The organism is Flavobacterium glucosi (assembly GCF_048286535.1).
Taxonomy (GTDB): domain Bacteria; phylum Bacteroidota; class Bacteroidia; order Flavobacteriales; family Flavobacteriaceae; genus Flavobacterium.
Genome location: NZ_JBLVPK010000012.1, coordinates 16355 through 28328 on the forward strand (window position 1 = coordinate 16355; position 11974 = coordinate 28328).

General features: G+C 34.0%; 9 protein-coding genes and 1 pseudogene. 4 read left to right on the forward strand and 6 right to left on the reverse strand.

All coding sequences use genetic code 11. From position 1 onward, the window contains the following. Positions 1–80: 80 nt before the first annotated feature. Entirely contained in the window at positions 81–923 is an 843-nt protein-coding gene (locus ACNQGD_RS14860) for an OmpA family protein (RefSeq protein WP_417999829.1), read from the forward strand. Between the two features lie 98 nt (positions 924–1021). Here ACNQGD_RS14860 and ACNQGD_RS14865 read toward each other — a convergent pair whose 3' ends face one another. Then, on the reverse strand, positions 1022–1303 hold the full coding sequence (locus ACNQGD_RS14865) for a DUF4242 domain-containing protein (RefSeq protein ID WP_417997355.1): 282 nt from the start codon (positions 1301–1303) through the stop codon (positions 1022–1024). Positions 1304–1690: 387 nt separating this feature from the next. On the opposite strand from ACNQGD_RS14865, the gene ACNQGD_RS14870 reads away from it, so the two are divergent. Beyond that, entirely contained in the window at positions 1691–2869 is a 1179-nt protein-coding gene (locus ACNQGD_RS14870; protein ID WP_417999830.1) for an AIR synthase related protein, read from the forward strand. Positions 2870–2923: 54 nt separating this feature from the next. Continuing rightward, positions 2924–3283 carry a hypothetical protein gene (locus ACNQGD_RS14875; RefSeq protein WP_417997357.1) on the forward strand — a complete coding sequence of 120 codons (360 nt, stop codon included), beginning with the start codon at positions 2924–2926 and terminating at the stop codon, positions 3281–3283. Between the two features lie 191 nt (positions 3284–3474). Here ACNQGD_RS14875 and ACNQGD_RS14880 read toward each other — a convergent pair whose 3' ends face one another. Continuing rightward, a complete protein-coding gene (locus tag ACNQGD_RS14880) occupies positions 3475–6309 on the reverse strand; it encodes a M16 family metallopeptidase (protein WP_417999831.1) in 2835 nt (944 codons plus the stop codon). 302 nt (positions 6310–6611) lie between these two features. Between ACNQGD_RS14880 and ACNQGD_RS14885 the strand changes: the two genes are divergently transcribed. After that, positions 6612–7208, forward strand: coding sequence for a GNAT family N-acetyltransferase (locus ACNQGD_RS14885; protein ID WP_417997359.1), 597 nt, complete (start codon positions 6612–6614; stop codon positions 7206–7208). A gap of 15 nt (positions 7209–7223) precedes the next feature. Here the strand turns inward: ACNQGD_RS14885 and ACNQGD_RS14890 are convergent, their stop codons facing one another. The 4 genes and pseudogenes from ACNQGD_RS14890 to ACNQGD_RS14905 all read right to left on the reverse strand — a co-directional run bounded on the left by ACNQGD_RS14890 (position 7224) and on the right by ACNQGD_RS14905 (position 11660). After that, entirely contained in the window at positions 7224–9377 is a 2154-nt protein-coding gene (locus ACNQGD_RS14890) for a PAS domain S-box protein (protein ID WP_417999832.1), read from the reverse strand. Between the two features lie 334 nt (positions 9378–9711). Further along, positions 9712–10161 (reverse strand): annotated as a pseudogene (locus ACNQGD_RS14895) (VOC family protein). Between the two features lie 29 nt (positions 10162–10190). Next, on the reverse strand, positions 10191–10553 hold the full coding sequence (locus ACNQGD_RS14900; RefSeq protein WP_417999833.1) for a DUF2200 domain-containing protein: 363 nt from the start codon (positions 10551–10553) through the stop codon (positions 10191–10193). Positions 10554–10985: 432 nt separating this feature from the next. Beyond that, complete coding sequence (locus tag ACNQGD_RS14905; RefSeq protein ID WP_417999834.1) at positions 10986–11660, reverse strand: hypothetical protein; 675 nt, start codon at positions 11658–11660, stop codon at positions 10986–10988. Positions 11661–11974 lie beyond the last annotated feature (314 nt).

Sequence of the window (11974 nt, forward strand, 5' to 3'; positions counted from 1 at the left end):
AGGATTCAAAACCTATCGGGTTTTTTTATACTATTTTTTTTATTTGTGCGTTATTTTAAAATAATAGTCAATCGTTTTACATGAAAATAAGATTTTTTTTGATTTTGTTTTTTAATATAATGGTTTTGTCTGCTCAAGATAAACTGGCTTTGTTTTTTGATTTTAACCAAGATATAATTAATGAAAAATCACAACACGATTTTTGTAAATGGTTAGAACATTCAAAAGACAAAGAAATTTTAAAAATTCAAGGTTTTTGTGATAGCATAGATTCTAATTCTTATAACAAGGAACTGTCTTTTAGAAGAGCTAATAATGTACTCGCACTTTTAGAGTTTAATAAAGTTCATCTGAGCGAAAAACTTGAGTTGTACGGTTTGGGAGAAGATTTTCAACAATTAAAAAATCAAAGCAGTAACCGAAAAGTTTTAGTTTATTATCAAGATAAGATTTTCAGTAACAAAAAAACAGATATTGAAAAGTTGGTTTTTGAAAATAACCAAGTCAAAGAAGTTTCTGTTAATGAAACGAAAAACAATGTTTCTCTGGTTGAAAAACTTAATAAAGCTAAAGTAGGCGATTTAATAAAGCTCGAAAATTTAAATTTTTATTTTAATACAGAAAAAATAAGTATCGAGTCAGAACCAATTCTTTCCGATCTTCTTCAAGTTTTAAAAATGAATCCTCAATTAAAAATCTATATATACGGGCATATTTGTTGTAATGAGAATCCAAATGACGTAAAACTTTCCTACAGAAGATCAAAATTTGTATTTGATTATTTAATACGAAACGGAATTGCTACTTCAAGATTAGGTCACAAAGGATTTGGAAGCAGTAGGCCTATTTATGAATTGCCAGAAAAAAATGAAGCAGAACGAATTGCTAACAGAAGAGTCGAAATTCTAGTCGTGAAAAAATAATGTAATACGGTAAAAATATCAAACGTTTTTTATAGAAAATGCCTTTCCAAAACGGAAAGGCATTTCTTTTGAAGTTAAAAGCCTTTAATTATAGTTTGCTAAACGGTTTCTTCTGCAGTTGTCGGGTCAATAATTGTTGATATTCGATTGATGGAATTTGCAGGAAACCCGCCTAGTTTCGCATGTTCACGTATCATTTCCTCATTAGGAGCAATATAAGTACAATAGATTTTGTTAGCAGTTACCTGGCTGTTAACCCACTGTATTTGCGGTCCCATTTTACCCAATACTCCGCAAGAAGTTTGCGAAATAGTTTTTAATTGTTCGGCACTTAATGTACCGGCACCAGGAATCTCTCTTTCAATTACATATTTAGGCATGATGTTGTTGTTTTAATTTCCTACTCGTATGGCTTTTCGGCAAGGCCCCGTTTTTTATAGTGGTCACTGGTTTCCACTTTTCTACGTTTTATTTATGGTTTAAAATTTGTCAAACTATTACAAGGTGATTTAGGGATAAACTTCAATTAAAATCAATATGAATTTAGGATAATACCGATTAAGATAAACGGTATTTAAATATTTATTTTTAAAGTTAATATACTGATAGCTAGTATTTTATTGCAAATTTAACGAAATAAAACTATACTTTGTAGACAGATTGCAGATTTAACGAAACACTTGAAAACCCCATAGGCAAAACCCAAAAAAATAATTATCTTTGCCGCACAACTATCTGCATAAAAGCAGGCTTCACAATTATACTACATGAGTTCAGATACTTCAAAAAGATATGCGCTTCGCGGTGTTTCGGCATCCAAAGAAGATGTTCATAATGCCATAAAAAACATTGATAAAGGATTATTTCCACAAGCTTTCTGCAAAATTGTCCCGGATTATCTAACTCAAGACGAAGAGTATTGCCTTATCATGCATGCTGATGGAGCTGGAACTAAATCCTCTTTGGCGTACATGTATTGGAAAGAAACAGGAGATATTTCGGTATGGAAAGGCATTGCTCAAGATGCTTTAATCATGAATATTGACGATTTATTGTGTGTAGGAGCTACTGATAATATCTTGCTTTCATCTACCATTGGACGAAATAAAAATTTGATCACTGCCGATGTAATTTCAGCAATTATCAATGGAACCGAAGAACTGATTAAAGAACTGGATTCTTTTGGCGTGACGATTCATTCCACAGGTGGAGAAACAGCAGATGTGGGAGATATAGTTCGAACTATTATAGTAGATTCAACAGTTACAGCTCGTATGAAACGCAGCAAAGTTATTGACAATGCCAATATTAAAGCTGGTGACGTCATTGTAGGATTGGCTTCTTTTGGTCAGGCTAGTTATGAGAAAAGCTATAATGGCGGAATGGGAAGTAACGGATTAACATCGGCGCGTCATGATGTTTTTGGGAAGTATTTGGCAACTAAATATCCCGAGAGTTTTGATGCTGCAGTTCCAGAGGAATTAATTTATTCCGGACAAGTAAAACTGACAGATGCCGTTGAAAACTCGCCAATAGATGCTGGACAATTAGTGCTTTCGCCAACCAGAACCTATGCACCAATCATCAAGAAAATTTTGGACCAATATTCTTCCAATGAAATTCACGGAATGGTACATTGCAGTGGTGGAGCACAAACTAAAATTTTACATTTCGTAGAAAATCTGCACATTATAAAAGACAATTTATTTCCGGTTCCACCCTTGTTCCAGTTAATTCAAGAACAATCTAAAACGGATTGGAAAGAAATGTATCAAGTTTTCAATTGTGGTCACCGTATGGAAATTTACGTTCCGGAAGCTGTTGCACAAGACATTATTGCGATTTCAAAATCATTTAATGTTGATGCGCAAATCGTGGGTAGAGTAGAAGCTGCTACTTCAAAAAAACTGACTATTACCAGCGAATACGGAACTTTCGAATATTAAAAAGCTTTAATTGAAGCTCATTTTTCAATTCTTTAATCTTTTAATTTTTTATCTATGTACGAATTGGTTTTTTGGAAATATCTTGAGGGAATTTATCTCAACCATCACTTAGTTTATGAAGCTATTACTGAAGAACAAGCGGAAATTGAAGGATTAGATGAACTCCCTGTTCAAGTTATCTTGAATAGAATTGCTTCCGTATTCTCAAAATGGGAAAAAGTAGACGGTAATAGTTGGAAAAATAATAGTGGTGCAGGCGCTTTTCACATCAGGACGACACCACAAAGTATAAAGATTGATTGTTATGGCACTGAAGGGAAAACAATGGATACTTTAGTGAATATAATGGAAGAATTCAAATGTCCGCTGTATGATCCGCAAGTTCCGGAGCGTCATGACGAAATGAATGAATAAAATTTTCAGGAGCTAATCCAGCACTCCGTTACAATCCTCCCTTAAAAAAAATATTTTTCTAAATCCTGAAAGGAGCTTCCAATGGTCGCTCTTTCAGGACAAGAAAAATTATTTTTTTTGTGTCGGGATTTTCACTTCGATCTGGGCTAAGACAATCAGTGATTTTTAACCCAAATTAGTTTAAAACCAACTTATTTTACTGCTGGTTTATTCAAAAGAATTGGCGCTCCAAAACCAATTTGCTCCAGCTTTTTCAACTGTGTTTCAGCATCACCCACCACTAAATAAATCATTTTATCAGCATTCAAATACTTTTCGGAAAGCTTTTTTATGGCGTCAATAGTAATCTTCTTTACAATGTTTTCCTGTTGTTTCGCATAATCATCAGCGTATTTGTAATTGCTAATGTCATACAGCATTTCCAGTTTAGCCGAAAGTGTTTCAAATGCTCTCGCATTACTTTTTATTAAGTATCCTTTCGTCACATCAAGATCATTCTCGTTGAAGTTTTTTCCATATTTCGAAAGAATTTCTTTTATCAAACTAATGGATTCAAAGGTTACATTTGAACGTACGCCACTGGAAATAGTAAACGGACCTTTATTAATAGAACCATTAAAGGAAGAATTGATACCATACGTATATCCTTTTCCTTCACGTAATTCCTGCGTCAATTGTGAGGCAAAACTACCACCACCCAAACGGTAATTCATGATTTGAACGGGATAAAAATCAGCATCCGTAGCGGCAAGAGCAGGATACCCAATTCGGATAACCGATTGTTTTGCACCCGGAACATCATAAAAATAAATTTTGGATGATGCAACGGTATTCGTGGTTGTTATTTTAGGAACCGTAACTTTTTTAACTTCCCAGTTTTTATTTAAAGTAGCTAATGAATTAGCCACATCCGTTTTTGAAATAGCACCCACAATTTGAAAATCAGAAACAGACGGAGCCATATTTTTAGTATAATAATTTTTCAAATCATCAATCGTAATGCTGTTCACAGAATTTTCGGTCCCAATGCGGTTGTTGGATAAAATAGATTCATTTCCATAAATTAATTTTTTGAACTCATTTCGAGCAATACTATTTGGATCAGCTTTTTGTTGTGTAATTTGACTTAAAGTACTTTGTTTAATCAAATAAAATTCTTTGGTGTCCCAGCGAGGTTGTACTATTATTTCCTGAACTAACGCCATTGTAGCATTGTAATTTTTTGCTAAGGTATTTCCTGAGATAAAAATAGACTCGTCAGTTGCATAAGCTTTGATGGTTGCTCCCAAACTTTCAATAGCATTTTCCAGTTGCTCCGGAGTTTTGTTTTTGGTGCCTTTTGTCATCAGTTCCGCCATCATGGTTGAAACACCTATTTTATCTTTGTTTTCCAGTAACATTCCACCTTTAATCTGCAATTGAAATTGAACAAGAGGCACTTCATGGTTTTCAATCCCTAAAACGTTTAAACCGGAAGACAATTTGCTTTTCCACACCGATGGCAATATGACATCAGGGCTTTCTCCATAAGCGGGTTCAACAGTTCGGTCAAATTTAGAAGGCGATTTTTTATATGTTGCCACAATGCTGGCATCAAATGCATCTTCTTTGCCTTCGATGATTTTTTCCTCAACTACGGCTGCTAATACTGAGCCAACCAAGATTAAATTGGCTTCCCCTTTTGGGACAAAACTTGTGGCCACAAAATGTTTTCCTTTGATGTATTTTTGATACACGCGCATCACATCTTCGGTAGTTACCGCTAGAATATTTTTCACATCTTGATTGATATAATCCGGAGTTCCTGCAAAAATTTCATATTGTGCCAGTTGAAATCCTTTTCCTAAAACGCTGGATAGATTTGTGTAAAAAGCAGTTTCTTGTCCAGCTTTAATTCGATTTAAATCCTGTTGTGAAATTCCTTCGGCTTCAAAGTTTTTAAAAGCTTTGTTTACGCCATTCATTACGTCATTCAAATTTGTTTTTTCAAAAGCAGTAACACTCAGCATATACTGACCTGCAATTTCTGAATTGTATTGGAAAACGTCAGTGGCATCAGTTAATTTTTTTTCTTCTACGAGGGTTTTGTACAAGGGTGCCTTTTTACCTTTTGAAAGATAACTGGCTAAAACTTCCAAAGCATAACTGTCAGGATGGTATTCATAAACCGAGGGCCAAGTCAGTGTGAGTTGCGGTAACTTGGCAAAATTATCTTCATAATACAGTTTTTTTGTTGCTGTCAATGTTACCGATTGTTTCTCCATTTTAGGAATTGCTTCGCCACGTTTTATTTCTCCAAAGTATTTCTCGACCCAAGCTTTGGTTTGTTTAACATCGAAATCTCCGGCAATAGTAAGTGTAACATTGTTTGGCACATACCAGCGGTTGTAGAAACTTTTTACATCTTCCAGTGTGGCATTTTGTAAATCTTCCAAGGAACCAATGACATCCCAGCTGTACGGATGCGTTGCCGGGTATAAATTTTTAGAGATAACAGAAAAATTGTGTCCATAAGGTCTGTTGTCATAACTCTGTCTTTTTTCATTTTTAACGACCTGTTTTTCTTTGGCTAAAACCGGTTCTGTTACCGTGTTGATAAAGTAGCCTAATTTATCGGCTTCGGCCCAAATCATTTTTTCTAATGCATCTTTAGGAACCGTCTGAAAATAATTAGTACGATCTCTGCTGGTAGACCCATTGGCACCAGCCCCACCAATACGGGCACTCATTTTATCAAGCCCTCCTTTACCCAAGTTTTCAGATTCCAAGAAAAGCAAATGCTCAAACAAATGCGCAAATCCGGTGCGACCCACTTTCTCTCTGGCAGATCCCACATGACTGGTCAAAGCAACAGCGACTACTGGGTCAGATCGATCAATATGCAATATTACATGCAGTCCGTTTTCTAGGGTGAACTGTTCAAATGCTACTTTAAACTCTTTTGATTTATCCGTTTTACTTTGAGAATAAGAACTGAATGCAGTAAAAAAAATGAAAGGAAGGATTAAAAACGAGATTGATTTCATGAATTAATTTTTAAAATGGAAGTTCGTAGTCATTTATTTAGGCAAACTAATTTTTTGCTACCGATAACGAAATTAAGAAAATAAAAATAATAAATGACTAAATGGTAAGAAGTTAAATTTAGAGATTTGTATTAAATTTACGACTTGATTTGATATCGTTCTTCTATCGAAATTTGATTTTAATATTTGAATAAAGAGATTCAAAATAGATGTTTTTTTTAATTAGGGCGCTATTAATCACTTTTAATAAAAAAAAGAGCGTTAAGGATTTTGAGTTTTTTCACGCATAAATAAACATAAATATGAGCATAACTTTATTTCAAAATACCATCCTGGAAGACGAAACGGTTTTACTGCGTCCCTTACAGGAATCGGATGTTGAAAATCTATTGGAAATTTCCATTAAGGAACCGGAGACTTGGAAGTATTCCCTAGTTCAGGCCAATGGGAAAGAAAATTTAGTTAAATACATTCAAATAGCCTTAAAAGGAAGAGCAAACACTACGGAATTTCCCTTTATTGTTTTTGATAAAAAATCAGGAAAATATGCTGGGAGTACCCGTTTTTGTGATATTAATTTAGAATTCAAAACACTCCAATTGGGCTATACTTGGTACGGTGGAGCGTTTCGTGGAACAGGATTAAACAAACATTGTAAATTTTTACTATTGCAATTTGCATTCGAAACTTTAGGAATGGAACGTGTTGAGTTTCGTGCTGACAACAATAACGTGAGAAGTATTGCGGCGATGAAAAGCATCGGTTGCAAAGTAGAAGGAGTAATGCGCAATCACATGCCAACTCTGGGAAGTGAAGTTCGCCGCGACAGTATCATATTAAGTATTTTGAAAAATGAATGGTTGGGTGAAGTTAAAGAGAATCTAAAAAGTAAATTATAGTGCATCGTTTAAGGCTTAAATCATGGTATCCGTATTACCTTTTCTAAATCCTATTAATTGGCGGTATTTTGATTCGGATTCTTTTAAATCTTCCTCCATTTGTTTGTATTTGCTAATATCCTTAATCGTTACTACCGCTGCGACCACATTGTTATTTTGATCGACTAAAGGCCTTCCGCTAATGAGCACTCTTTTCTTTTCTTGTGCCGTTGGATTCCAAAGAATTATTTCAACATCTGTAGTTATTTCTCCACCTAGTGCGCGTTCCATAGGTAAGTTTTGCGAAGGGAAAATAGTTTTTTCATCAGGAAAATAAAGCTCGAAATGATTGCTTAAATTCGTTGATATTTTGTCGTCTTCTTCAATTCCAAAAATGGCATTGGCCATATTATTGGCCATAATTATTTTTTTATCGGCATTTGCCACAATAATTCCCTCACTGATATTTTCAACTATTAATCGTAATTTTTCTTCATTTTCATAGAGATTATCTATGGCTAGTTGCTGTTCGTTTTCGAGCTCTACTAGTTCCGTGACATTTCGCCCTACAGAATAAAAAACTCCGTTTTGAAGATCCATATTACTATTCCAATCAATCCATTTATACGAACCGTCTTTACAAAGAAACCGCGTTCTAAAATTAACAATTGATTCTCCTTTTAAATGTCTTTCCAGCACATCTCCCGCAGTTTTCTTGTCGTCAGGGTGAATTAAGTCCATGAACTTAATCCGATCCATGTCTTCTTGATTATACCCAAGGGTTTTTGTGAATGCCTGATTAATTTTGATGAAATGATTGTCTTTGGCTACGGTTAAAATGTCGAATGCCATGTCAAAAAACATATTTGCAATCTTCAAGGATTCTTCATTTTTAATCAATTCAGAAACATCTCTTGCCACGGCGTAAATTATTCCTGTTTGAATGTCAATTGTGCTAGTCCAATCAAACCATTTGTAAGAGCCGTCTTTTAGCAGTTCCCGTACTCTGTGACTGATAACGGAGTCACTGACTTGTAGTTTCTTGATGCCATTCATGAAAATTGGTGCATCCTCAGGGTGAATAAAATCTAAAAAGGGCTTATTGATTATTTCTCTTTGATCGTAACCCAGTATTCTTGTGAAAGCAGGATTTACTTTTACAAATTTTTCATTTTTAATGACGACAAACATATCAAAGGACATGTAGAAAAATGTATTCGCAACATTTAGTGCGTTCTCAATTTCCTTCTGAGCGGTGATGTCGCTGGCAACAGCATACAATAATCCAGTGGAAACATCAGGAAATACAGACCAGATAAGCCATTTTATCGAACCATCTTTACAAATATATCTGTTTTCGAATTTTATTGATGGAGCTCCGGATTGAAGTTTAGTGACTTCTTTTTGTGTGATTTCAATATCATCGGGATGTGTAAATTCCAGAAAGCTTTTACTCAGTAGTTCTTCCTCTGAATATCCTAAAATTTTACTGACTGCCGGATTCACTTTTATGAATTTATTTATAGAGGAAATAATCATCATGTCTACTGACATTTTAAAAAAATTATCAGCGGCTTTAGAAGATTCTTCCAGTTTTTTTCTTTCGGAGATATCAGTAAAAATCCCGCCGATGGCATAAATTCTTTTTGTGGCGTCGTAGATAGGAAATTTCACGGCAATGTATGTGTGTATGCCGTCAGATTGTTGAATGGTTTCCTCGGTTTTTAATTCTTTTAATGCTTTTACAACCTCAAAATCAGAATTTCGGTTGGCATCAGCAATCGAAGGCGGTAAAAAATCATGATCCGTTTTGCCTGTTATTTCTTCGTTTGTGATTTTATATAAAGATTCAAATTGTTTGTTTATCAATAAATATTCGCCATTTATTTTTTTGATAAACATAGGACTCAACGTATTGTCAATAATCGATTGCAGCAATTGTTTGTTTTCCATGAGCAAATCTTGAGAAAGATTTTTAGCCCGAAGTTGGGATCGAATGATAAAATAAACAACGGTCAATAAAACAATGGAAAGAATGATTAATGCAATTTCTATCCAATTTAATGAACTATCCAAAGCTTGGTTTCTTAGTTTGTCAATCCTTAAAATAAAAACCCAAGCTATAGCAAAAACAACGAATAGATTGAGGATGAATCCAATAATTATTTTTTTTTCTAAAGAAATTTTCATAGTCGTACGGTATAAAAATTAAATAGTAGTGCTCTCAATATTTAAAAATGAGTTTTAAATGTAACTCATTTAAAATTAGTTAATTAAATTGAATTAACAAGTGATTTTTTAAGATTTGTTGCTATGTCAGGAGTAAATCTATTTTAAGATTAAAACTAAATAGATCCGCTTTTTTAAGACAATACAGGAGATTTAAAACACAAAAAAGCCATGAATTACTCCTAGCTTTTTTTGTGTTATTTAGTGTAGGGATTGTTTGCAAAACTTCGCGAACAATGTTGGTTCCCCTGTGTGATTGGGTAGCTAGAAACGGCTGTTAGGCTTCATTATTTGCTTATACTCTTTCGTTATTTTTTGGGTCAAAATCCACCATCCATTCAATACCGAATTTGTCTCTAAACATTCCAAAATAGGAACCCCAAGGACTGTCGGTAATGGGCACTTCAATATTTCCGCCTGCTTAAAGGCCGTTAAATAACTTATCAGCTTCTTCACGACTTGCTGCGCTAATCGCTATTTTAGATCTGTTTTCGTTTTCATTTACTCGACCCATACTTTCTGGAACGTCATTGGCCATTAAAATATTTTTGCCAATGGGCAGAGCAATGTGCATTATTTTTTCTGCTTCGTTTGCTGCTACAGGAAATTCAGTTCCGAAGTTTTGGGATGCTATGTCTTTGAAACGTATAATCTTTGCGAATTCACCACCAAATACTGATTTGTAAAAATGGAATGCTTCTTCGGCATTTCCGTTGAAGTTAATGTGAGGATTGATAAGTGCCATAATTTTAATTTTTTAAGTTGTTAAATGGTTTACTTTCTTAAAATTTTTTCTAAAGCCTTTCCTTTTGCTAATTCATCTACCAACTTGTCTAAATAGCGTACCTGTTGTGTTAATGGATTTGCAATTTCTTCTACCCGATAGCCACAGATTACACCAGTTATGAGTTGAGCGTTACGGTTTATTGTAGCATTTTTAAAGAATTTTTCAAAGGTTACTTTTTCATCAATGTATTTTTGAAGGTTTTTGTCATCATAACCAGTGAGCCATTCAATTACTTGATGTAATTCTTCTTTCGTTTTACCTTTCTTCTCCACTTTTGCGAGATAATGAGGATATACCGAAGTGAATGTCATTTTCGCAATACGCTCATCGTGATTAGTGGTGTTGTTCATTTCCTGTTTGTTGTTACATTTGGAGTTGTATTAGAGTGACGCCTAACGTCAGTTCGTCTAAAAACCTCTAAACGAACCTAATTTTGTTAATTATAAAGTAAATATATGAGATTTAAACTATAATTAAAATTCTTTTTTAAGAAAAGTAGCTTTCTCATTCTCAAAAGAAAAGAAGCCTTAAAAAACAGTTAGAACACTAAAAAAAAATGTATTAATTCTTAAATATTGTTTTAGTGGTTTTGGTTAATCAGGTTGAAAATTCGGCGTAGGCTGTAGCCGGAGAAAAATTAAATCAACATCAGTTCAGGCATGTTAGATGGTTTTCTTAGTCATTATCTAATGAAAATCCCATTGGCGTTTAGTATTTCGTATGGATGTTCTACTATGACTTGGCATCTGCGATAGACTTCATAATTATTTTCGATTCTTACTTTATTCCTGTAATATCAAATTTTTTAAATTAATCTCTCCGCACTGAATTTCCTTGTCGTTAATTCTATAAAAAAGATTTTGCCCTCTTAAGCTAAGTCCTGTTCGTATGGTACCGTTTACTCCACGGTTAGAAAGAGTCACAACATAAAAAGCACTTGAATCTTTTGGATGAATAGTTCTTTTCAACGAAGACGATTTATGGCGATTATTATCTAAAAAAGATTGTATTGTCAGACCATAATCATAAAACGCTTCTTTATCAATTGTCATTGTGTCGGAAGGAAGAAGTAATCTCATATAGTTGCCCGATGAAGATGGAATCTCAAATGTATCTGTAGGAAAATTAATTGTCAATTCAAAAGGATTAACTGTTTCATTGATTATTTGAGTCCAAAATACAGCATAAATATATTTCTTGCCATTGGGATCAGTGTAGTTTATTCCACTTTTTGGAAAGCTGTTTTGTATTATTAGGCGTGCGCCGTTAGACTCAGTATATTCATATTTAGTATTAAAATTATTTTCATTATGCTTAGCCGATGGCTTTTGACTTTTGACGTTTTTTGCCGAATCTAAAGTTTCTATACTAACAGTATGGGGCGTTGATTTACTAACTTGCTTACAGGAAAAAAGTCCTGTTGTAGCCAAAATCAATAAGATTATACTTTTCTTCATTTTTTTGATTTTTTTTTTATGCTATGAACTAGTTTACAAGTACTTAGTTAGGTGTGGGACTAAATTAAGCCTTGTTTTCGGATTTGCTACTCGAAAGAAAGCGAACAGGCGAAGCAAATCATCACAAATACAAAATCAATTTTTTCATTAAGCCTATTGCTCAAATCCGTTGTAGTAGCTGTTGAACTAAACCTTCCGTAGCACCATTGTTGATTTTGATTATCTTACGAAGATAACTAAAATAGGATATTATGACTACAAAAAAAAGCATCCAGAAGCGTTAAGAGAAAACAAAATCCTCAACCAAGCCAAGC